Raw genomic sequence first — 20,625 nt, 5'->3', positions numbered from 1 at the left:
CGATCCACAGCACCGGACCCCGCTCCCCGACCCGGCCTGATCCGAACGAAAGGCCCTATGCTGCGGGGCATGCTGAAGGTGGGCCTGACCGGCGGGATCGGCGCCGGCAAGAGTGAAGTGTCACGGCTGCTCGTCGGATACGGGGCCGTGCTGGTCGACGCGGACCGGATCGCCCGCGAGGTCGTCGAGCCGGGGACCCCCGGGCTCGCCGCCGTGGTCGCGGAGTTCGGCGAGGACGTCCGCGCCGACGACGGCACCCTGGACCGGCCGAAGCTCGGCTCGATCGTCTTCGCCGACGCCGACCGGCTCGCCGCGCTCAACGCCCTCGTCCATCCGCTGGTCGGCGCCCGCTCCGCCGAACTGGAACGGGCCGCGGGCCCCGACGCGATCGTCGTGCACGACGTCCCCCTGCTCACCGAGAACGGCCTGGCCCCGCTCTACGACCTGGTCGTCGTCGTGGACGCGCGCCCCGAGACCCAGCTCGACCGGCTGGTGCGGCTGCGCGGCATGACCGAGCCCGAGGCCCGCGCCCGGATGGCCGCCCAGGCCACCCGCGAGCAGCGGCGCGCCGTGGCCGACCTGATCATCGACAACGACGGATCGACCGCGGAGCTGGAGTCGCAGGTCCGCGAGGTCTGGGCGGAGCTGACCCGCCGGGCCGCGGCCGGCTGACGACAGGCCCGCGGCATCGGAATACCGTTCCCTCGGCGGCTGTTGGCACACCTGGTAGGAAGTGGGCCTTGCGAGCGCGCCGGGCCGGTACGACGCGGACACGAGGCCCGCGAGGAAGGACGGGACCGTGTCCGAGAGGACCCCGGAGACCGATGTCATCGACTTCCGCGCGGCCGAACAGCTGCTGGCCGCGCGCGACCCGCGGGGCGCGGTGAAGCTGCTGGACTCGGTGATCGCGGCACATCCGGAGAACACCGCGGCCCGGCTGCTGCGCGCCCGGGCCTTCTTCGCGGCCGCCCAGCTGCGCCCCGCCGAGCTCGAATTCGAGCTGGTCCTGGAGCGCGAGCCGGACAACGCCTTCGCGCACTTCGCGCTGGCCCGCACCTTCGAGCGCGCCGGCCGCGGCGAACGGGCCGCCCGCCACTTCCGGCTGGCGGCCGCGCTGGACCCGAATCCGGAGTACCTGAGAGCGGCTCGCTTCCCGGCCCGGGACTGAACCCCCGGGCCCCGGCGCCCCGCTCAGTGGCCGTACCTCCGGTGTCCGCCGTGGTCGGGCTCGTACGGCGGGATTCCGCGGCCGGGCTGGTAGTGCGGGCCCTGATGGATGTGGTGGACGATCACCGTCAGATCCACCAGGACCAGCAGGAGCAGCAGGCCGCAGGCGACGGCCCAGCCGTCCCGGCCGGCCAGAGTGAAGGCGACCAGGCCGAAGAGTGCCCAGGCCAGGCCCCATAGACTCAGGCAGAGCCGCAGCCGCAACGGACTGCGGGCCGTCATCGGTTCATTGCCGGTACGCATGGCGATCGCCTCTCCTACCAGCATGGACCCGCGACGGCGTTCCGGCGCAGGGCAACGTCTGATCGAGGGGAACGTGCGTGAACGGCACATCGTGGGAGGACCGTGCGGGCCGCAGGGCGAGGGTCCGGGGCTGCCTGCTGGGCGGGGCGATCGGGGACGCGCTGGGCAACCCGGTGGAGTTCCTCTCCCTGGCCGGTATCCGGCGCGCGCACGGTGCATCGGGGGTGACGGGGCTCCTTCCGGACGACGAGGGCGTCGTCGGACGGGTCACGGACGATACGCAGATGACCCTGTTCACCGTCGAAGGCCTGATCAGGGCCCATGTCCTGGCGATGGCGAAGGGCGGGGGAAGCGGCGCCGGGGGCGCCACTGCCCGGACCGTGCGGAACGCCTACCTGCGCTGGCTGGACACCCAGAACCACCCCGCGCCGCCGGCCCGGGAGGGCGGCAACCCCGTACGTACCGGCCGGCTCAGGCAGCAGCCCTGGCTCTACGCGCGCCGTGCCCCCGGGAACGCCTGCCTGACCGGGCTCGCCACCGGCCACGTCCCCGAACCGGCCGACCGCCTCGGCGACCCCGGCCCCGTCAACACCGGTTCCAAGGGGTGCGGCACGGTGATGCGCTCCGCCCCCTTCGGGCTGGTGGGACAGGACCCCGAGGCGGCCTTCCGGCTCGCGTACTGGTGCGCCCAGATCACCCACGGTCACCCGACGGGGGCGTACGCGGCCGGGGCACTCGCCGCGACCGTCGCGTACCTCCTGGAGGGCGAATCGACCGAGGGTGCCGTGCTGCGGGCCATGGAGCTGCTGCGCCGCCACCCGGGCCACGAGGAGACCTCCGCGGCGCTGCGGGCCGCCCTCGACCTGGCCGCGCAGGGTGCGCCGACCGGCGAGAAGGTGGAGACGCTGGGTGCGGGCTGGGTCGCCGAGGAGGCCCTGGCCATCGCCGTGTACGCGGCGCTGGTGCTGCCCGGCGCCGGGCAGGTCGCCGAGGCCCTGCTGCTCTCGGTCAACCACTCGGGCGACAGCGACTCCACGGGGGCGATCTGCGGCAATCTGCTCGGTGCCCGCCACGGTGACGTGCACCTTCCGGCGTCCTGGCTGGTGGCCACCGAGGGCCGGGCCGTGATCGCCGAGATGGCCGACGACCTGTGCCTGGAGTTCGAGCACACGGTGGCCTGGCCGGACGACCGCTACCCGGCGTACTGACGGGCGGGGACACGGCCCGCCGGTACGCCGGACGCCGGCACCGGGTCAGTCGGTGAGGAGCTTGGCGCGCAGCTTGGCCACCGTCGCGTCGTCGATCCTCAGTCCCTTGCGCACGTAGCTGTCGAAGTCGCCGTAGATCTTGTCCACCTGGCTGAACGCGGCCCGCAGCCAGCTCAGCTCGACGGCCTTGGGGCTGCCCAGGTAGTCGTTGCTGGCGAGGAAGTCGGCCTCGACGGTCTCGCGCGGGACGCCGAGCAGGGTGAGCAGGACGGCGGTGCTCCAGCCGGTGCGGTCCTTGCCGGAGCTGCAGTGGTAGACCGTCGCGCCGGAGTCGTTGCCGGCGACGGCGGTGACCAGGTCGCGGAAGGCGTAGTCGGCGCCCACGAAGTTGACCATGAACGGGTAGCCGATGGACTGGCCGAGGTCGGACGAGCCGGAGAACAGTCCGGCCGCGATGGCCTCGGCCAGTGTCATCAGCGCGGAGTCGTGGAAGCGGATGCCGTGGTCGAGCGAGACCACGTCGGCGACCTGGTACTTCACCCCGGCGGGCAGCCGGTCCGGGTCCTGGTACCGCTCGACCGCGTTGCGCAGGTCGATGTCGAGGGTGAGGCGCTGGGAGAGCAGCAGCTGCTGCTCGGCGTCACTGAGCTTGTTGATCTTGTTGGAGCGGTAGACCAGGCCGGGGCGCACCCAGCGGCCGTCGGTGGTGCGGTAGCCGCCGATGTCCCGGAAGTTGCGGGCGGAGTCGATGCCGGCCGAGCGCTCGGCGACGACGAGCGGTGAGCCGCTGTCCGGCGCCAGGCGGAAGTACCAGCGCCCGGCCCCGGTGAGGGCCCCGGCGGGGACGGTCAGCGAGCCGGTGCCGGGGGCGGTGCCCACCGGGGTGCCGGTGGCGGCGTCGGGCGAGGTGAGGGCGGTGACCGTGACCGATCCGGCGCCGGAGGCCCAGGAGAGCGTGTATCCGCCGTCGGCGGCGCGCCTGGCGGTGGCCGCGGTGAACGGCACGGCGGCGGCGCGCGTGGTGGCCGCGGCGGTTGCCGCGGGGGCGCCGGTGGGGGCGGCGGCGGCGAGCGCGGGCGGGGCGAGGAGGGTGCCGGTGAGCAGGGTTGCCGCGACTGCTGCCCGGGTGATGCGGCGGGTGCGCATGGTGCTCCTTGTCTGCGTCCCTGTCGGGGCGCGGCGGGGGGTCAGGAGGTGGGTGCGGCGGTGCACGGTGCGGTGCCGCAGACATTGATGACACGGCCGGTGGTCAGGAAGGTGGCCTTCTGCTGACGCGCGGCCGACGAGTTGCGGGGGTCGGAGTGCGGGTCGTGGCCGTACTGCGGTCCGGCGGGCGGGGTGTTGGTGACCGGCGGGGAGGGCGTGCCGCTGTCCCACACCGTCATCGCCGAGCCGCGGTAGGGCAGTTGGTCCCGGCCGAGGGGCCTGATGCCCCAGTACGGGACGGTGTCCGGGCTGCGGCCGGGCGCGAGTGCCGGGGTGATCAGCCGGGCTCCGATGGTGCGCGCCTCCACCTCGGCCGCCGCGTTGGCGACCTGGTGGTCCCCGTACGCGATGTGCATCAGCACCTGGTGGCGGTCGGTGAGGTGGGCCGCGTACCCGTTGGTCTCGCCGCGGTCCCACACCATCTGGAACAGCTGGAGGACGATCTGCTGGCGCAGCTTGTCCGGGTAGGAGGCGTCCAGGACCTGCTGGAACGGTGCGAAGTCGACGCTGCGATCGAGGAGCAGGCCGTAGTTCATGCCGGTGACGCCGAGGACCCCGCGCCGGATGTCGGGCGAGGCGGCCAGCAGGGCGCCGCCGAGGATGCCGCCCTGGCTGTTGCCGTCGTAGCCGATGCCGTGCCGGATGTCGACGAGCGGGCGGCCGTTCCCGTCGCGGAAGGCCGGGTCGGCGGTCAGTCCGGCGGGGTGGATCAGGGCGCGGGCGAGGAAGAGGGCGTTCAGCAGGCCCTGTTCGGTGCGTTCGGGAACGGCGGGGAAGAGATTCGGGTCGGCCAGCGCGCCGGCCACCACGGGGATGTCCTCCTCGGCCATCCCGATCCAGTCCGTCGCGCAGAACGCGAAGCCGTGCTCCGCCGCCATCGCCTTGACGTTGCCCGCGCCGACCTCCGAGCGGCGGCCGAGGAGACCGTGCCCGTACAGCGCGGGGTGGGCGGGGGTCCGGAACGCGGAGCGCGGTATCTCGCAGCGGAACTCGGCGGCCCGGGTACTGCCCGGGAGCCGTCGGGGCAGCCCGTCCGGGCCGCGGTGCAGTACGGATCCGGGCGGGCCGCCGGGCTCGTCCAGATAGCCGGGCACCTCGATCCGGCCGGTCACCTCGCGGGCGATCCGGGCGTCCTGCCCGGCGGTGAAGTCGGTGACACCGGTGACGGTGAACGCGGGCGACCGGCCACCGAGCCGGCGGAACGCGTCGTCCCGTACGGCGAAGAGGTCACCGCTGAGGCTTCGGGCGCTCGCCACGGTGAAGTCCCAGGCGAGGAAGAGCCCCTCACCGCGCACCCCGGCCCGGCGCAGCGCCTTCAGCGCGGGCCGGAGCCGGTCCTGCCGGGCACGCAGCGGATGCCCGGCGGGCAGCGGCTTCCCGGCGACGGCGGTGAACGGCGCGGCCGCCGGGATCGCGCGGCCTGCCTCGTCCTTGAGGTTTCTGAGGGCGACGGCGTAGTGGTGGCCCTCGCCGAGGTTGCGGGCGGGGTGGATGAGCAGCGCGCGGCGGGCGGGGTCGGTGGCGTTGGCGTCGGCCTCGGCCCAGTACGGCCACCGCTCGCCGGTCGTGGTGTCCAGCAGGACGACGGGGGCGTCCGGGGCGAGGGAGCGGCCGATGTCGGTGAGCGGGGCCGTGCCGGTCGCCGCCGGGTCGAGGCCGGGGACGTGCGCGATCAGCGTCGAGCCGGGGGAGAAGCCGTCGGAGCGGTTCCAGGCCGTCGGGTCGACGGGCCGGCCGGAGGCGGGGGGTGGCAGCGCGGCGGTGTCGAAGGAGACCCGGCGGCCGGTGTCGGTGGCCGGATCGGGCCGGGTGTACCAGTCGTTCGGGAACGGCAGCAGGCACTCGGCGGGGGCCAGCGGGTCGCAGCCCGGCCCGGACTCCCCGGCGGCGCGGGCCGCGGGAGCGTCCGGGACGAGCAGGGCGGAGGCGCCGAGCGCCACCGCCAGCAGCCCGCGCAGCAGGAGGTGGCGCAAGGCCGGTCAGCTCCCCTGGATGTGTGCGCCGATGACGGCGGCGTAGGCGGCCTCGCCCCTCTTGTTGGGGTGCAGCGGGGCGGCGACCGCGGTCGGCACGTACCCCTCGACCCACTTGTCCGACGGGGACTGGCAGGAGTCGTGGCCCTTGCTGGGCGTGGCGAGATCGATGTACTCGGCGCCGTGCGCGGCGCTCTGCTCGGCGATCACCGCGTTCATCCGGTCGACGCTGCCCTGGAGGAAGTCGGCGTCCACCGGGAGCACCGGCTGGAGCGGCCAGCAGCCGCCGGGCTTGATGTACAGCCCGTATCCCGTGACGACCACCCGGGCGTGCGGCGAGCGCTGGTGGATCGAGTCCAGTACGACGCCGAGCTTCGGCGCGAACGCGGCGATGCGCTGCCCCACCTGGTCCACCCCGCCCTCGTTGTACTTCTCCTTGCACGGGGTGGCGTTCGGGTCGAGGGTGGAGCACTTCTGCGCGATGCCCACCAGGCCGGTGTCGTTGCCGCCGATGGTCAGCGTGACCAGGTCGGTGTCGGCGCGCAGCGCGTCGAACTGGGGCGGTGCCGAACCCATCGGGATGTCCAGCACCGACAGCGACTGCGCCTCGGTCATGTGCTTGGACGCGGCACCGCTGCAGGTGACGTCGGTCAGCGAGGCGCCGAGGCGCGAGGCCAGTTCGTGCGGGTAGTTGTGCGTGGAGCGGCCGCAGGCCAGCGGTCCCGTGAAGTCCGGGATGAGCGGACCGGAGGCCATCGAGTCGCCGAGCGCTACGTAGGAGAGGGCGTCGGCCTCGGCGGCGAAGGCCGGGACCGCACCCGCTCCCACGGCCAGACCGGCCAGGGCGAGAGCGCCCACGGCAGTGTTGACGGTCCGACAGAAACCCTTGTGCTGCGGCAGGTTCACAACATCCTCCGACGGTGGGGGCGTGGCGTGGCATGGCGTGTGACGCCGGTCATCATGCAGACTCGAGTGCCGTCGTTTAACTGGTGGGTAACGCAGACTTCCGCGGGGGAACTTGTGACGCGTGACAACCGGCCGCCCGTCGTCACGGGGGAGTCCGGCGCCGCGAAAGGGCCGAAGGAACGGCCGCTGGCCATCGCCGGGCGTCCGGTGGCCGCGCAGCTGCGGGCCCGGGTCCCCGCCCTGACCGGCCGGGTCGTGGCCCGGCTGCTGGCCGATCTGCCGGTCTACGCGGATCTGCCGCACGAGGAGATCTCCGGTGACATCGCCGACATCGTCCAGCACAATCTGCGGCTCTTCGCCGACGTCGTCGAGCACCGCCGCCCCGCCACCGACGCCGAACTCGCCCAGCAGCGCGACTCGGCGGCCCAGCGCGCCGAGGAGGGCGTTCCGCTGGACGCGATCCTCACCGCCTACCAGGTCGGCACCGCGATGTGCTGGCAGGAGGCCGCGAAGGGGGCGCTCCCCGGCGACCTGCCCACGGTGCTGGAGATCATGGACCGCATCATGGTCCTCCAGCAGCAGCTGACCTCCGCCGTCAGCGGCGCGTACCTGGAGGCCCGGCAGATCCTCGACAGTCAGGAGCACGGCGGCCGCCACGCCCTGATGGCCGCCCTGCTGACCGGCGAACCCCTGGACCGCTTCACCCACCGCACCGGACTGCGCCCGGCCGCCCGCTACCTCACGATGACGCTCGCGCTGGCCCCGCACCCCGACGAGCTGAACCAGCCGCCGGGGCCGGGCGCGCGCGTCGCCGCCCGGCGCAAGATCCGCCGTGTCCGCACGGCCCTCGATCACTTCGCCGGTACGCCGGTGCTCACCGCCCTCGACGCCTCCGGCGGCACGGTGCTGCTGCCGGCGGCCGAACCGCCGCGGTGGCGCGGGCCGGGCGGCCTGTGCGCGCTGATCGAGGAGGCGGCCCGGGCGGCCGGTGTGCCCATCACCGCCGCGGCGGAGACCGCGGAGCCGGAGGAGGTGCCGTCCGCCGTGGCCCGCAACGCCGAGATCGTCGACCTGGTCACCCGTACCGGCCGGCCGCCCGGCCTGTACCGGCTGGCCGATGTGCTGCTGGAGTACCAGCTCAGCCGCCCCAGCGAGGCCCTGCGCGGGCTCGCGCAGCTCCTGGGTCCGCTGGAGGCGAAGCCGGAGCTGCTGCGCACCCTGGAGACCCATCTCGAACTCGGCCTGGACCGGCGGGCGACGGCCGCCGCCCTGCACGTCCACCCCAACACCGTCGACTACCGGATCCGCCGCATCGACCGGCTGACCGGCCTCTCCCCGGCACGCCCGGCCGATCTCCAGCACCTCAGCGCCGCACTGGTGGCCCGTCGCGCCGTGTGAGCGGGGCCGGGTTCCAGGGTCACTCCCCCGGGGGAACCCCCGTGAACGGCCGTTCGTTCGACCGGACATGAGCGGACAACGGGTACGTGAGGGCTATTCGGGTACGGGACCCGGCGCGATCACGCCGGACGGCTGCGCCGTCGAGCTGTACCGGCGGCTGCCCGTGGGCAACGAGCCGGACGTGATCGCGGCGGCCGTGCCCGCCGGGGCGAGCATCCTGGAGCTGGGCTGCGGCGTGGGCCGGGTGACCCGTCCGCTGATCGGGCGGGGCTTCGAGGTCACCGCCGTGGACGAGTCGGCGCAGATGCTGGAGCACGTCCGGGGCGCCCGCACGGTGTGCGGCCCGATCGAGTCGCTGGACCTCGGCGCGGAGCGGTTCGACGTGGTGCTGCTGGCCTCGTTCCTGGTGCACGCGGGCGACGAGCGGGTCCGTGACGGGCTGCTGCGTACCTGCCGCAAGCATGTCAAGGACGGCGGTGCCGTGCTTTTCCAGCGCGAGGGCGCGGACTACCGCCTGGATCTGCCGAAGGAGCGGGTCCACCCGGAGGGGCACACCGTACGGATCGTCTCGGCGGAGCCCGTGGGCGACGGGGTGGACTCCATCCACGTCGAGTACGTCTTCGACGACGCGCGGTGGACCCAGACGTTCCGGTCGCGCGAGCTGTCGAAGGAGCGGTTCGAGGCGTGTCTGGAGGCGGCCGGGCTGACCGTGGACCGGTATCTCACGGACGACGGCGTCTGGGTGCGCGCCGTGCCCGTGTAGCCGCGGGAGCCTCGCTCAGTGGACCGTCCGGTAGCTGCGCCAGAGCAGGGCGGTGGGTGCCTTGACGTCGCTGAGCGACCGCCCGACGTAGGTCGTGCCGGGGCCGGTGCAGTCGCGTGTGCGGTACAGGATGAGATCGACCAGGGTGTTGTTGGTCAGTTCCTTCGCGCCCGGGGCGAGCCGGTGGCAGCCCCTCACGAGCGGGCTGTTGATCGTGACCACGGCATCCCGCTTCGTCGTGTAGATGACCGGCCCGACCGCGGTCCGGCCGAGGCCGGAGCAGCCTGCGACGGTGAGGGTCAGGAGCGCGGTCCCGGCCGCGATGCCGAGGCGGCGGCGTCGGTGGGCGATCACGGGCATGGGCGGGTCCTCGTCTGTCTCGTACGGGTGTCTCGTGCCGACGCTGGTCACCCTGCCCGCTTCCGGGGGCCTCGGCATCCGCTGCGCGGCCGGGCGGGGGACGGGACCCGGAGGAGCCATGTTCACATGAGGTCATTTCGGGCATACCGTGGTAATAGCGACTGACTCATTCGCCTGGAACACTCCAGGTGATTTCCGGCTTTCAGGGGGCCGTCATGGTCCAGGAGCTCGTGATCGCGATAGTGGTGGCGATCTCGGCCGTCGTGCTGTACGTGGCAGCGGGGGCCAAGGTCGTCAAGCAGTACGAACGGGGCGTCGTGCTGAGGCTCGGCAGGCTCCGTGACGACGTACGCGGGCCCGGCTTCACCATGGTGCTTCCCGGCATCGAACGGCTGCGCAAGGTCAACATGCAGATCGTGACGATGCCGGTCCCGGCGCAGGACGGGATCACCCGGGACAACGTGACGGTGCGGGTGGACGCGGTCATCTACTTCAAGGTGGTCGACCCGGCGAGTGCCCTGATCCAGGTCGAGGACTACCGTTTCGCGGTCTCGCAGATGGCACAGACCTCGCTGCGGTCGATCATCGGCAAGAGCGATCTGGACGATCTGCTGTCCAACCGCGAGAAGCTCAACCAGGGCCTGGAGCTGATGATCGACAGCCCTGCCGTGGGATGGGGCGTGCAGATCGACCGGGTGGAGATCAAGGACGTCTCACTGCCGGAGACGATGAAGCGCTCCATGGCCCGCCAGGCCGAGGCCGACCGTGAGCGTCGCGCCCGGGTGATCAACGCGGACGCCGAGCTCCAGGCGTCGAAGAAGCTCGCCGAGGCGGCCGGGGCGATGTCCGCCGAGCCCGCCGCGCTCCAGTTGCGCCTGCTGCAGACCGTGGTGGCGGTCGCGGCGGAGAAGAACTCCACGCTGGTGCTGCCGTTCCCGGTGGAGCTGCTCCGCTTCCTGGAGCGGGCCGCGCAGCCGGTTCAGCCCGCACAACCTGCCCAGGCCGTCCCGTCCGTACAGTCCGCGCAGCCTGTCCAGGCGCGGGTGCAGGCGGGGCCGAGGCCGGGCCCGCGGCCCACGCCGCCGCGGCAGCCGGCCCAGCAGCAGTCCGCCCAGCAGCAGTCCGGGCAGCCGCAGCCGTCGCGGCGTTCCGCGCTTCCGCCCCGTCCGAAGCCGCTCGCCAGGCACTGATTCCCGGGCCGTTCCCCAGCCCTCCGTACCGCGTCTGACCTGCTGGGACATGGCTGCCCGACCGGTTGTCGGAGCCCCCGCCTAGACTCGGCAGGAGTCATCAGGAGCACGGCGGCCACGACGGCCGGAGCGGGAGGGGAGGCGCGGCGATGAGCGCGGCACAACACCGGCGGCAGGACGTTTCCGCTGCCCGCCTGCTGAGCTGTGCCGCCGTCTTCCTGCCCGCTCCGCTGCCGAGGGACGGCAGCGTCGCCTTCTGGGATCCCGCAGGCGGCCCGCTCCCGGACCCCGCCGCTCTCCGCGGGCATCCCGCCGGCCCGGAGAGCCCCGCTCCCGGTGCGCGTGCGGCCGAGATCACCGTGGTCCGTCCGTACGGGGACGGCGTGCGCGGCTGCGCGGTCCCCGCGGTGCTGCTGCCCGTAGCCGACGCGCTGCCGCTGCTCGTGCGGGCCCGGCACCGGGAGTCGGCCCATCCCGCCACCCGGTGCTGGGGCGCCGCCGCGCTCCAGGCACTCAACCTCGTCGCTCGCGGCCGGCTGCTTCCCGGCCTGACGAGCGGGGACCACGACGCCTGGCGGGCCGGTCCGCGCGACGCCGAGGACATCGCCCACCTCAGGGCGATCGCCGCCGCCCTGCCGCCCGAGGGCAATGCGATCCCGCTGCCGGACCGCACCCCGCTCCGGTTCGCCGACCCCCAGTGGCTGATCGGCGCGTTCCTGGACGCCGTCGCCGACACCCTGCCGCGCACTCCCGCCGCGGCACACGCGATGGGCGCCCCGTTCGCCGCCCGCGAGGCCCAGCATTTGCCGGGGGCCCGGGCCTGGGCGGTCGAGGCGGCGTCCGGTCTCGACGCGGGAGTGCGCGTCTCGCTGCGCCTCGACCTGTCGGGCCACGAGCTCTTCGACACCTCCGACGCCCACGCCGACCCCGGCCCGCGGGGTGCTCCCGGCGCCCGGCACGCCGCCGCTGCCGTCACCCAGGTGCACAGCCTCGCCGACCCCACCTACGTCACCGACGCCGCCGCGCTGTGGAGCGGCGAAGCGGGCGAGCCCTTCGGCCCGCGCGCCCGGGTCGACGCCGTGCTCGCGCTGCGCCGGGCCGCCCGCGTCTGGGAGCCGCTGGAACGGCTGCTGGACCAGCCGGTGCCCGATGTGCTCGCCCTGACGGAGGACGAGCTGTACGAGCTGCTCGGCGACGCCGGAGCCCGGCTGGCCGCGGCCGGGGTGAGCGTCCACTGGCCACGGGACCTCGTCCGCTCGCTCACCGCCACCGCCGTGGTCCGGCCCGCGCCCGGCTCGGCCACCGACGGCACCTCGTTCTTCGACGCCGATCAGCTCTTCGCCTTCGACTGGCAGCTGTCCCTGGGCGAGGACCGGCTCACCGAGGCGGAGATGGACCTCCTCGCGGAGGCCCACCGGCCGGTGGTGCGCCTGCGCGACCAGTGGGTCGTCGTGGACCCCGCGCTCGTACGCAAGGCACGCAAGCGCGAGCTGGGCCTGCTCGATCCCGTCGACGCCCTCGCCGTCGCCCTGACCGGCACCGCCGAGGTCGACGGCGAGCAGGTCGAGGCCGTACCGGTCGGCGCGCTGGCCGCGCTCCGCGCCCGGATCACCGACGACCGCGCCACCGTCGCCCCGCCGCCCGGCCTCGACGCCACACTCCGCGACTACCAGCTGCGCGGCCTGGCCTGGCTGGACCGGATGACCTCCCTCGGCCTGGGCGGCTGCCTCGCCGACGACATGGGCCTGGGCAAGACGATCACCCTCATCGCCCTCCACCTCCACCGGGCCCGCGCCGAACCCACCCTGGTGATCTGCCCCGCCTCCCTCCTGGGCAACTGGCACCGCGAGATCGGCCGCTTCGCCCCCGGCGTTCCCGTGCGCCGATTCCACGGCACCGACCGCACCCTCGACGGGGCGGGCGGCGGCTTCGTCCTCACCACGTACGGCACGATGCGCTCCAGCGCCGCGCAGCTGGCCGGCCACGCCTGGGGGCTGATCGTCGCCGACGAGGCGCAGCACGTGAAGAACCCGCAGTCCTCCACCGCCAAGGCGCTGCGCACCATCCCGGCGCCGGCCAGGGTCGCCCTCACCGGCACCCCCGTGGAGAACAACCTCTCCGAGCTGTGGGCCCTGCTCGACTGGACCACACCCGGACTCCTCGGCCCCCTCAAGGCGTTCCGCGCCCGGCACGCCCGCATCGTCGAGAGCACCGGCACGGCCGCGGGCCTCGCCAACGACGAAGCGGTCGAGCGGCTCTCCCGACTGGTCAGGCCCTTCCTGCTGCGCCGCAAGAAGTCCGACCCCGGCATCGCCCCCGAACTGCCGCCCAAGACGGAGACCGACCATCCCGTCTTCCTCACCCGCGAGCAGGTCACGCTCTACGAGGCCGCGGTCCGCGAGACCATGGCGTTCATCGAGGCGTCGGAGGGCATCGCCCGGCGCGGCCTGATCATGAAGCTGCTGGCCTCGCTCAAGCAGATCTGCAACCACCCCGCGCAGTACCTGAAGGAGGAGCCGACCCGGCTCGTCGGCCGCTCCGGGAAGCTCGCCCTGCTCGACGAACTCCTCGACACGATCCTCGCCGAGGACGGCTCCGTCCTCGTCTTCACCCAGTACGTCTCCATGGCCAGGCTCCTCGCCGCGCACCTCGCCTCGCGGGCCGTTCCCACCCAGCTCCTGCACGGCGGTACGCCGGTCGCCGAGCGGCAGCGCATGGTGGACCGCTTCCAGTCCGGCGAGGTCCCGGTCTTCCTGCTCTCCCTCAAGGCGGCGGGCACCGGTCTGAACCTCACCCGGGCCGCCCATGTCATCCACTACGACCGCTGGTGGAATCCGGCCGTCGAGGAACAGGCCACCGACCGCGCCTACCGCATCGGCCAGACCCAGCCCGTGCAGGTCCACCGGCTGATCGCCGAAGGCACCGTCGAGGACCGGATCGGCGAGCTGCTGGAGGCGAAGCGGGCCCTGGCCGACACGGTCCTGGGGACGGGCGAGAGCGCCCTGACCGAGCTCAGCGACCGCGATCTGGCCGACCTCGTCTCGCTCCGGAGGCCGGCATGAGCCCCCGCCCGACCGCCGCCTCCCGCCGCCCCGCGGTGCGTTCCCGCCCCGGCCCGGACGACCTGCGCCGCACCTTCGAGGCCGTACCGCCCCGCACCTCGCAGGGCGACGAACCCTTCGCGGACAGCTGGTGGGGCCGCGCCTGGGTGGACGCCCTGGAATCCCTCTCGATGGACGACGCCCGGCTCTCCCGGGGGCGTACGTACGCCGACAGCGGCAAGGTCGCCGCGATCACCGTCACCCCGGGGCGGGTCGTCGCCTACGTCCACGGCAGCCGCCCCCGTCCCTACCGCTGCGAGCTGCGGCTGCGGGCCTTCGACGGCCCCGACTGGGAGACCTTCCTCGACGCCGTCGCGGCCCGCCCCGGCCACCTCGCCGCGCTGCTCACCAAGGAGATGCCGCACTCCCTGGTCGACACGGCGGCCGAGTCCGGCATCGGGCTGCTGCCCACCGCTGGGGACCTCGACCCCGGCTGCACCTGCCCGGACCACGGCCGCCCCTGCAAGCACGTGGCCGCGCTCTGCTACCAGACGGCCCGGCTGCTGGACGCCGACCCGTTCGTCCTGCTGCTGATGCGCGGCCGGGGCGAGCGGGAACTGCTGGAGGAGCTGGGCCGCCGCAACGCCGCCCATTCCGCCCGGGAGCGCCCCGCGGCCCCCGACATCCCCTCCGTGCCGGCCCACGAGGCGCTGGCCGCCCGCTACCTCCCGCCGCCGCCCGCCCCGCTGCCGGTGCCACCGCACCCCGCGCAGCCCCCGTCGTACCCGAGCCTGCCCGGGGCCCGCGACCCGCTCGCGCTCGACCGTCTCGCCACGGACGCGGCGGCCCGCGCGCACGCGCTCCTCACCACCGGGGACGACCCGGTCGCCGGGCTCACCACCTGGCAGGACGCGGTGCGGCTGGCCGCGTCCGGCCCCACCTCCGGGCTGACCGCCACCACCCGCGCGCTCTACCGCGAGCTGGCCCACGCCACCGGCCGTACCACCACCGACCTGGCCCGCGCGGTCGCGGCCTGGCGCCAGGGCGGCGCCGGAGGGCTCGCCGTCCTCGAAACCGGCTGGGACCCCCCGGCCGGGCCGTTCGACCGGGCCCGTCCGGCGCTCGCGGCAGCCGGCTTCCCCCGGTTCCAGCCCCGGCGCAACCACCTCACCCACCCCGGCGGCACGCTCCAGCTCCGATTCGGCCACGACGGCCGCTGGTACGGCTACGAGTCCGAGCCGGCGGCGGACGACTGGTGGCCCCGCGCGACACCCCACACCGACCCGGTCCACACGCTCATGGAACTGAGCGGCGACTGAGACGGCCGGGAGCCGCCGGCGCCGAAGCCCGTCGGCACGAGGTTCCGGGTGCGCTTGGGCCCGGCCGGTTCAGGAGTTGCCCAGCCAGACGAAGAGCGTGATCAGCAGCACGGCCACGAGCGGCAGCACGATCAGCCGTGCCTTGCGGAAACCTTCGTCCTCGCGCTGGGACAGGCCCCCGCCGGCACCGTGCGCCGACGCCAGATGCTCGGCGGCCATGTCGTCGATCCGGCGCGTGGTCAGCAGCGACGGCGACCAGTCGCAGTGCGCGCAGACGACGAAGTCGCGGTACGGGTCGTACCGGAAGTCCCGCTCGATCCGGACGGTGTACTCGCGGCCGTCAGCCGCGGTGGCCGTGAAGTGGCGTACTGGCGTGCCCATCTGGATCGTGCCCCGTTCCCTGTGCGCGGCGGGTCCCGTACCCGGCCGCCGCACAGTACCCCGGCCGGGCGTTCCCGGTACCGGCCCGGTCAGCGGGGCAGTACGGCATCGACGACATCCCGGGCGAAGTCCGGCGGCACCGGCTCGCGGCGGAGCAGCACCCGCATCCAGACGGCCCCCGCGACCAGGTCCAGCAGCAGCATCGGGTCGGCGTCCCGGGGCAGTTCGCCACGGGCGGCGGCGCGGGCGAAGACCGGCTGTTCACGGGAGAAGCGGTCGGCGAAGAAGTCGCGGGTGAGCGCGGCGAGTTCGTCGTCGGGCAGGCCGGTGCCCGAGGTCAGGGCGCGGGCGACCGGCTCCGTACGCCCGTTGGTGAGCAGGGCGACGACCTGTTCCACGAGGGCGACCAGATCGCCGCGGAGAGAGCCCGTGTCGGGGATGTCGATGTCGAGGACCCGGGCGTGGACGAGCGCCGCCCGCAGCAGGGCCGGTTTGGAGGGCCACCAGCGGTAGATGGTCGTCTTGTTCACCCCGGCGTCCTGGGCGACGGCCTCGATGGTGAGGCGGGCGTAGCCGCGCTCGGCGAGGTGGCGCAGCGTGGTGTCGAAGATCGCCTCCGCCGCGCGCGGCCCGCGCCCCGGGCGCTGCCTCGCGGTCTGGTCCGACGGTGCGGCGGGCGGGCGTGATGCAGGCATCGGCACTCCGTACGTACGAGAAATGCAACGCGACGTTGCGTTGCGTTGTAGGGTGCGGGCATCGTACAGCGGAGCAGGGGGACGGCATGGCTCGGGAGACGGTGTCCAAAGCGGTGACCTGGGGGCTGCTCGCCGCCTGGGCGGCCAACGACCTGGAGGAACTGGCCACCATGGCCCGCTGGACACGGACCGCCCGGCCCGTGCTCCAGGAGCGGTTCCTCTGGCTGCCCGGGGCGGTTCTGGAACGGATGGAGATCTCGCGGCGGGACGCCGGTGTGGCGATCGGCCTGATGGGCGGGCTCGTGGCAGCGGCTGCCGCGGACGGGGCGCGTACCGGCGGACGCAGCCCGTTCTTCCGGGCCGCGCTGGTCGGCTTCGGGGTGCACGGGGGAGTGCACATGGCGCAGTCGCTGGCGTACCGGGGCTACACGCCGGGGGTGGCCACGGCGCCGACCGTCGTCGTCCCGTACGCGGTGTGGGCGCTGCGGAGACTGCGGGCGGCCGGTATCGAGAGCGGCGGAGTCCGCGCGGGGGCGGCGGCGCTGGCGCTCCTTCCGGTGGCCGCCGGGGGCGTGCACGTGCTGGCGCGCCTGATCAACCGGCCGCGCGGGCGCGTGACCCGTCGGCGCGCGGGTCAGAAGTCGGCGGTGGTGCGCTCTTCCACACGGGCCACCGAGTCCTGGGCGAAGGCCTTCTCGTAGGCGTCGCGGATCCGCTCGATCCGGGCGTCGCGCGCCCGGGCCTCGGACGCGGGGTAGAGCAGGGTCAGTTCGTAGCTGCGCTCCCGCTCGACGACTCCGCGGGAGTCCCGCCACTGCGCACGGCCTTCCTGGATCGTCAGCCCGTTCGGGAAACGAGGTGTGACCTCCGTGTCGATGAACGCCGTGAACTGGCGGTCGGTCACAGCCGGTCCGCCGTCGGGGCGTTCGGTGCCGAAGAGGAGCCGGGTCTCGATGTAGGCCTGGCCGCGCGCGGCGGCCGGGGCGGCGGCCCGCGCGGCGACGGGGGCCTCGTCGCCGAGCGTGGCGTACGCGAAGGGCGCCCCCATGGTCAGTACGGCCAGGGCGGCGGCCGTCGTGGCGAACGCGGCGCCTCTCTTCGGACCGGCGAGGGCAGTGGGGTGGGAGAGGCCGGTGGGGCGGACAAGGCCGGTGGGGCGGGGCAGGCGGGGCACGGCGGGACCTCTCTGCGGGATCCGGGAAAGGACGGGGAGAGGGCGCGCGCCGGCGCCCGGATCTGCCGGGCCACTGTGGCAAACGGTTCCCCGGGGGCGGTGGCAGGACATGGGCGACTGCGGCGAGCGCCCACCGGAATCCACCCGTACGGCCCGGTCGCGGGTCCCCTCGCGCATCGCGCCCCGCCCGCGAACCGTTCGGCGGGGGAGACGTTTGTCCGAGTCCTTCCCCGTCATGCTCTCCGCGGTCCTGCGACGGGGCCGCCGGCCTCCGGGCCCGCTCCCGTTTCGGGCCGGGCGCCGCTCATGGCCAGGGACACCCCGCGTCCCGCGAAGAACCGCTCGAAATCGGAGAGCGAGAGCTCCGCGGCCCGCGTCCTCGCCGTCGTCCCCGACGGGTTGTGGAAGTGGACGCCGCCGCCGTCGGCCGTACGCGACGTCAGCAGCACCAGATGCCCGCCCCGCCCCGGAGCGGGCCGCTCGGGGTGCCGGATGGCGTAGTGCACCGAGGCCATGACCGCACGCCCGGCGTCCAGCAGCCCGGGGATCTCCTCCGGGGCCAGGCTGCGGTGGACCGTGGCGTCCACGCCGTGCGCCTCGCGTGCGTACGCGGCGAAGGGCGCGTAGATCAGACCGCGGATCTCGCCCCGCGCGTCCTCGGTATAGGCGCCGTGGCGAAGCGCGCCGTCGCGCAGCGCGAACAGGGGCGGGGCTCCGGCGCCGAGCGCCATGCGCAGACAGGTCATCCCGCACAGATGGCCCGACCAGCGGGCGTACTCGGCCGGGGACGCCGCTCCCGATTCGGCCCACGCCGGATCGGTGGCCGGATCGAGCCCCTCCTCCACGATCGGCCCGACGAGGGACGGCGAGGCGAACTGGGTCTGTACGGGGAATCGGCAGGCGGAACAATTCACTTGCTGTGTCCGATCGCTGGTCGTGTCCGAATCACTGGTGGCGTCCGACCACCGTCGGCGTCCGGTCACCGATGGTGTCCGAATGCCGTCGGCGTCCGGTCGCCGACAGTGCCCGAATCGCCGGCAGCGCACGAATCGCCGGCAGCGCATGAATCACTGGCGATATCCGGTCAGGAAACGGCCGATACGGCTGATCGCGGCGTCGAGATCGTCGGCGTACGGGAGGGTGAGGATACGGAAGTGGTCGGGGCGGGGCCAGTTGAAGCCCGTGCCCTGGACGACCTGGATCTTCTCCCGGAGCAGCAGGTCCAGCACGAACTTCTCGTCGTCGACGATGCGGTGCACCTTGGGGTCCAGGCGCGGGAACGCGTAGAGCGCGCCCTTCGGCTTCACGCACGACACCCCGGGGATCTCGTTCAGCTTCTCCCAGGCACGGTCGCGCTGCTCGTGCAGTCTGCCACCGGGCGCGACCAGCTCCCGGATCGACTGCCGCCCGCCGAGCGCGGCCTGGATCGCGTACTGCGCGGGCGCGTTGGGACACAGCCGCATGGAGGCGAGCATCGTCAGCCCCTCCAGATAGCTGCGCGCGTGCTGCTGCGGTCCGGACACCACCATCCAGCCCGAGCGGAAGCCCGCCACACGGTACGTCTTCGACAGCCCGCTGAAGGTGAGGCAGACCAGGTCGGGGGCGAGGACCGCCGCGCTGTGGTGCTCGGCCCCGTCGTACAGGATCTGGTCGTAGATCTCGTCCGCGAAGACCATCAGGCCGTGCCTGCGCGCCAGATCGAGGATGCCTTCGAGGACCTCGCGCGGATAGACGGCACCGGTCGGGTTGTTCGGGTTGATGATCACGACGGCCTTGGTGCGGTCGGTGATCTTCGATGCGAGGTCGGCCAGGTCCGGGTTCCAGTCCGACGACTCGTCACAGACGTAGTGCACCGGCCTGCCGCCCGCGAGCGTGACCACCGCCGTCCACAGCGGATAGTCGGGGGACGGGACGAGCACCTCGTCGCCGTCCTCCAGCAGCGCCTGGACGGCCATCGAGATCAGCTCGGAGACGCCGTTGCCGAGGAAGACGTCGTCGACCCCGACCTCCGTCAGCCCCATCGCCTGGTAGCGCTGCGCCACCGCCCGGCGGGCGGACAGGACGCCTCGCGAATCCGTGTAGCCATGGGCCTGCGGAAGCATCCGGATCATGTCCTGGACGATCTCCTCCGGCGCCTCGAAGCCGAAGAGCGCGGGGTTGCCCGTGTTGAGCCGGAGCACGCTGTGGCCGGCCTCCTCCAGGGCGTTGGCGTGCTCGATGACCGGGCCCCGGATCTCGTAACAGACCTCGTTGAGCTTGCTGGACTGCCGGAACTCCATGCGTGCCTCCCCGACCCGATTGCGATACTTGGTTTTACCAAGCCCGGACTTGGAAAGTCCAACAACATGTCTAGACTGCGTCCCATGCCACGTCAGCAACAGTCCGCCGCACGCCCGGTCCGCCGCCGGAGCTACGACCAGTTCTGTGCCACCGCGCGCGCCCTGGACGCCGTGGGCGACCGGTGGACGCTGCTGATCGTCCGTGAACTGCTGGCGGGCCCCCGCCGGTACACCGACCTCCACGCCGATCTGCCGGGCGTCAGTACGGATGTGCTCGCCTCCCGGCTGCGGGACATGGAGCAGAACGGCCTGGCCGTCCGGCGCAGACTTCCGCCGCCCGGCGCCGCCTCGGTCTACGAGCTGACCGGGCGCGGCCGGGGCCTGATGCCGGTGCTGGCCGCGCTCGCCGAATGGGGGGCACCCGAGCTGGCCGAGCGACGCCCCACCGACGCGGTGCGGGCCCACTGGTTCGCCCTGCCGCTGCTGCGTGCGCTGGACGGGCTGAGTCACGCCGGGACCGTCGAAGTCCGGTTGGACGAGGGCCGGTTCCATGTGCGTGCGGGTGACGTGGAGAGCGGTTCGCCGGTCTACGGGGACGGTCCCGCCGTCCGGGCCGATGTCTGCATAGCGCTCGATGCCGAGGTCTGCCTGGAGCTGGCGCACGGCGGGCTGAGCCTTGCCGAGGCCGTCGGCGGCGGGCGCGTCGAGGTGTCGGGCGAGGGCCCGCTCGCCACGGAACTGCGAGGCGGGTGACGCGCCGACGGCTCTCCTCCCCTCGCATGGGGCGAGGCACACCCGATCCCGAGCCCGCTCCTGCTCGTGTGTCCGCGTCCGCGCCGGAGGCGGGACGCATCAGCCCGTAAAGAGCGTGGCGGTCCCCGTGCCGAGTGGGAATACTGCGTGCGTGGCCCTGTCCCAGCAGCTCGCGCGCGTGTCCCCGCAGTACCTCGAACGGTGCCGTGAGGCGGCCAGGGTCTCGCCGGACGGAGATCCCCGGTGGGATCCGCCGGATGCCGATGTCCTCGACCTGGACCGGGCGGTCCGGGAGCTGCTGCGGCTCTGCCGCCGCATGTGGCCCGACGCGCGGCAGGTCCCCGTTCTGCGGCGTGCCGTCGACGGGGATTCCCGCAGCGTGGTTTCCTTCCTCGACCACCACGGGGTGCACGACGACCTCGACGCCCCTCCGGCCCTTCTCGCCCCGGCAGCGGTGAGCGTGGTGGCCCGGGAGCTGGCCGCCCTGGACATCGCACCACTGCCGGCGG

20 protein-coding genes are annotated in these 20,625 nt (G+C 73.7%); 10 read left to right on the top strand and 10 right to left on the bottom strand.

Translation table 11 applies throughout. The features are described 5' to 3' along the window. The first annotated feature begins 69 nt into the window (after window positions 1–69). Together coaE and ACFCV8_RS04560 are read left to right on the top strand one after the other, a co-directional pair. On the top strand, window positions 70–672 hold the full coding sequence (gene coaE, locus ACFCV8_RS04565; RefSeq protein ID WP_376683758.1) for a dephospho-CoA kinase: 603 nt from the start codon (window positions 70–72) through the stop codon (window positions 670–672). 127 nt (window positions 673–799) lie between these two features. Continuing rightward, window positions 800–1,168: a tetratricopeptide repeat protein gene (locus ACFCV8_RS04560; protein ID WP_376683757.1), complete on the top strand. Its 369-nt coding sequence runs from the start codon at window positions 800–802 to the stop codon at window positions 1,166–1,168. Window positions 1,169–1,191: 23 nt separating this feature from the next. Here ACFCV8_RS04560 and ACFCV8_RS04555 read toward each other — a convergent pair whose 3' ends face one another. Then, on the bottom strand, window positions 1,192–1,470 hold the full coding sequence (locus tag ACFCV8_RS04555) for a DUF6343 family protein (protein ID WP_376683756.1): 279 nt from the start codon (window positions 1,468–1,470) through the stop codon (window positions 1,192–1,194). A 77-nt stretch (window positions 1,471–1,547) separates the two neighbouring features. Here ACFCV8_RS04555 and ACFCV8_RS04550 point away from each other — a divergent pair, with 77 nt between their 5' ends. Beyond that, window positions 1,548–2,678 (top strand): ADP-ribosylglycohydrolase family protein, encoded by a 1,131-nt coding sequence (locus ACFCV8_RS04550; protein WP_376683755.1) that lies wholly within the window; start codon window positions 1,548–1,550, stop codon window positions 2,676–2,678. 45 nt (window positions 2,679–2,723) lie between these two features. On the opposite strand, the gene ACFCV8_RS04545 is transcribed toward ACFCV8_RS04550, so the two are convergent. Genes ACFCV8_RS04545 through ACFCV8_RS04535 form a run of 3 tightly spaced genes read right to left on the bottom strand, consistent with a single transcriptional unit; the run spans window position 2,724 to window position 6,715 of the window. After that, window positions 2,724–3,824 (bottom strand): tyrosine-protein phosphatase, encoded by a 1,101-nt coding sequence (locus tag ACFCV8_RS04545; RefSeq protein WP_376683754.1) that lies wholly within the window; start codon window positions 3,822–3,824, stop codon window positions 2,724–2,726. Window positions 3,825–3,865: 41 nt separating this feature from the next. Next, window positions 3,866–5,857 carry a hypothetical protein gene (locus tag ACFCV8_RS04540; RefSeq protein WP_376683753.1) on the bottom strand — a complete coding sequence of 664 codons (1,992 nt, stop codon included), beginning with the start codon at window positions 5,855–5,857 and terminating at the stop codon, window positions 3,866–3,868. Between the two features lie 6 nt (window positions 5,858–5,863). Continuing rightward, entirely contained in the window at window positions 5,864–6,715 is an 852-nt protein-coding gene (locus ACFCV8_RS04535; RefSeq protein WP_376683752.1) for an SGNH/GDSL hydrolase family protein, read from the bottom strand. Window positions 6,716–6,949: 234 nt separating this feature from the next. Here ACFCV8_RS04535 and ACFCV8_RS04530 point away from each other — a divergent pair, with 234 nt between their 5' ends. Together ACFCV8_RS04530 and ACFCV8_RS04525 are read left to right on the top strand one after the other, a co-directional pair. Continuing rightward, window positions 6,950–8,161, top strand: a complete 1,212-nt coding sequence (locus tag ACFCV8_RS04530; RefSeq protein WP_376683789.1) for a PucR family transcriptional regulator — start codon at window positions 6,950–6,952, stop codon at window positions 8,159–8,161. Window positions 8,162–8,228: 67 nt separating this feature from the next. After that, entirely contained in the window at window positions 8,229–8,924 is a 696-nt protein-coding gene (locus tag ACFCV8_RS04525; protein WP_376683751.1) for a class I SAM-dependent methyltransferase, read from the top strand. 15 nt (window positions 8,925–8,939) lie between these two features. Here the strand turns inward: ACFCV8_RS04525 and ACFCV8_RS04520 are convergent, their stop codons facing one another. Further along, window positions 8,940–9,284 (bottom strand): hypothetical protein, encoded by a 345-nt coding sequence (locus ACFCV8_RS04520; protein ID WP_376683750.1) that lies wholly within the window; start codon window positions 9,282–9,284, stop codon window positions 8,940–8,942. 215 nt (window positions 9,285–9,499) lie between these two features. Between ACFCV8_RS04520 and ACFCV8_RS04515 the strand changes: the two genes are divergently transcribed. The 3 genes from ACFCV8_RS04515 (at window position 9,500) to ACFCV8_RS04505 (ending at window position 14,834) form a co-directional block, all read left to right on the top strand. Next, window positions 9,500–10,474: a slipin family protein gene (locus tag ACFCV8_RS04515; protein WP_376683749.1), complete on the top strand. Its 975-nt coding sequence runs from the start codon at window positions 9,500–9,502 to the stop codon at window positions 10,472–10,474. Between the two features lie 149 nt (window positions 10,475–10,623). Next, window positions 10,624–13,536 carry a DEAD/DEAH box helicase gene (locus ACFCV8_RS04510; protein ID WP_376683748.1) on the top strand — a complete coding sequence of 971 codons (2,913 nt, stop codon included), beginning with the start codon at window positions 10,624–10,626 and terminating at the stop codon, window positions 13,534–13,536. Next, the gene (locus ACFCV8_RS04505) at window positions 13,533–14,834 is read left to right on the top strand and encodes an SWIM zinc finger family protein (RefSeq protein ID WP_376683747.1); all 1,302 of its coding nucleotides are present in this window, start codon (window positions 13,533–13,535) and stop codon (window positions 14,832–14,834) included. The genes ACFCV8_RS04510 and ACFCV8_RS04505 overlap by 4 nt, the downstream gene beginning before the upstream one ends. Window positions 14,835–14,903: 69 nt before the next feature. Here ACFCV8_RS04505 and ACFCV8_RS04500 read toward each other — a convergent pair whose 3' ends face one another. Both ACFCV8_RS04500 and ACFCV8_RS04495 read right to left on the bottom strand, forming a co-directional pair. Then, complete coding sequence (locus tag ACFCV8_RS04500) at window positions 14,904–15,215, bottom strand: hypothetical protein (RefSeq protein ID WP_376683746.1); 312 nt, start codon at window positions 15,213–15,215, stop codon at window positions 14,904–14,906. Between the two features lie 89 nt (window positions 15,216–15,304). Continuing rightward, window positions 15,305–15,910, bottom strand: coding sequence for a TetR/AcrR family transcriptional regulator (locus tag ACFCV8_RS04495; RefSeq protein ID WP_376683745.1), 606 nt, complete (start codon window positions 15,908–15,910; stop codon window positions 15,305–15,307). A gap of 86 nt (window positions 15,911–15,996) precedes the next feature. Here ACFCV8_RS04495 and ACFCV8_RS04490 point away from each other — a divergent pair, with 86 nt between their 5' ends. After that, the gene (locus tag ACFCV8_RS04490) at window positions 15,997–16,611 is read left to right on the top strand and encodes an HXXEE domain-containing protein (RefSeq protein ID WP_376683744.1); all 615 of its coding nucleotides are present in this window, start codon (window positions 15,997–15,999) and stop codon (window positions 16,609–16,611) included. Here the strand turns inward: ACFCV8_RS04490 and ACFCV8_RS04485 are convergent. The 3 genes from ACFCV8_RS04485 to ACFCV8_RS04475 form a co-directional block, all read right to left on the bottom strand. Beyond that, window positions 16,545–16,958: a DUF3574 domain-containing protein gene (locus tag ACFCV8_RS04485; protein ID WP_376683788.1), complete on the bottom strand. Its 414-nt coding sequence runs from the start codon at window positions 16,956–16,958 to the stop codon at window positions 16,545–16,547. The genes ACFCV8_RS04490 and ACFCV8_RS04485 overlap by 67 nt on opposite strands. 359 nt (window positions 16,959–17,317) lie before the next feature. Continuing rightward, entirely contained in the window at window positions 17,318–17,998 is a 681-nt protein-coding gene (locus tag ACFCV8_RS04480; RefSeq protein WP_376683743.1) for a peptidase, read from the bottom strand. A 153-nt stretch (window positions 17,999–18,151) separates the two neighbouring features. Next, window positions 18,152–19,363 carry a pyridoxal phosphate-dependent aminotransferase gene (locus ACFCV8_RS04475; RefSeq protein WP_376683742.1) on the bottom strand — a complete coding sequence of 404 codons (1,212 nt, stop codon included), beginning with the start codon at window positions 19,361–19,363 and terminating at the stop codon, window positions 18,152–18,154. Between the two features lie 84 nt (window positions 19,364–19,447). Between ACFCV8_RS04475 and ACFCV8_RS04470 the strand changes: the two genes are divergently transcribed. Next, window positions 19,448–20,116, top strand: a complete 669-nt coding sequence (locus tag ACFCV8_RS04470) for a winged helix-turn-helix transcriptional regulator (protein ID WP_376683741.1) — start codon at window positions 19,448–19,450, stop codon at window positions 20,114–20,116. Window positions 20,117–20,625 lie beyond the last annotated feature (509 nt).

Source organism: Streptomyces sp. NPDC056347 (assembly GCF_042262625.1).
In the GTDB taxonomy this organism is placed as follows: domain Bacteria; phylum Actinomycetota; class Actinomycetes; order Streptomycetales; family Streptomycetaceae; genus Streptomyces.
The sequence above is the reverse complement of the archived record's forward strand: the minus strand, read 5'-3'. Positions and strand labels throughout refer to the sequence as shown.

Excerpts from the sequence above, each read along its gene's own strand:
- ACFCV8_RS04500 (WP_376683746.1), bottom strand. The coding sequence starts at position 15,215 with ATGGGCACGCCAGTACGCCACTTCACGGCCACCGCGGCTGACGGCCGC.
- ACFCV8_RS04475 (WP_376683742.1), bottom strand. The coding sequence starts at position 19,363 with ATGGAGTTCCGGCAGTCCAGCAAGCTCAACGAGGTCTGTTACGAGATC.
- ACFCV8_RS04555 (WP_376683756.1), bottom strand. The coding sequence starts at position 1,470 with ATGCGTACCGGCAATGAACCGATGACGGCCCGCAGTCCGTTGCGGCTG.
- ACFCV8_RS04545 (WP_376683754.1), bottom strand. The coding sequence starts at position 3,824 with ATGCGCACCCGCCGCATCACCCGGGCAGCAGTCGCGGCAACCCTGCTC.
- ACFCV8_RS04490 (WP_376683744.1), top strand. The coding sequence starts at position 15,997 with ATGGCTCGGGAGACGGTGTCCAAAGCGGTGACCTGGGGGCTGCTCGCC.
- ACFCV8_RS04515 (WP_376683749.1), top strand. The coding sequence starts at position 9,500 with ATGGTCCAGGAGCTCGTGATCGCGATAGTGGTGGCGATCTCGGCCGTC.
- ACFCV8_RS04495 (WP_376683745.1), bottom strand. The coding sequence starts at position 15,910 with ATGCCTGCATCACGCCCGCCCGCCGCACCGTCGGACCAGACCGCGAGG.
- ACFCV8_RS04520 (WP_376683750.1), bottom strand. The coding sequence starts at position 9,284 with ATGCCCGTGATCGCCCACCGACGCCGCCGCCTCGGCATCGCGGCCGGG.
- ACFCV8_RS04505 (WP_376683747.1), top strand. The coding sequence starts at position 13,533 with ATGAGCCCCCGCCCGACCGCCGCCTCCCGCCGCCCCGCGGTGCGTTCC.
- coaE (WP_376683758.1), top strand. The coding sequence starts at position 70 with ATGCTGAAGGTGGGCCTGACCGGCGGGATCGGCGCCGGCAAGAGTGAA.
- ACFCV8_RS04485 (WP_376683788.1), bottom strand. The coding sequence starts at position 16,958 with ATGGGGGCGCCCTTCGCGTACGCCACGCTCGGCGACGAGGCCCCCGTC.
- ACFCV8_RS04525 (WP_376683751.1), top strand. The coding sequence starts at position 8,229 with ATGAGCGGACAACGGGTACGTGAGGGCTATTCGGGTACGGGACCCGGC.
- ACFCV8_RS04470 (WP_376683741.1), top strand. The coding sequence starts at position 19,448 with ATGCCACGTCAGCAACAGTCCGCCGCACGCCCGGTCCGCCGCCGGAGC.
- ACFCV8_RS04510 (WP_376683748.1), top strand. The coding sequence starts at position 10,624 with ATGAGCGCGGCACAACACCGGCGGCAGGACGTTTCCGCTGCCCGCCTG.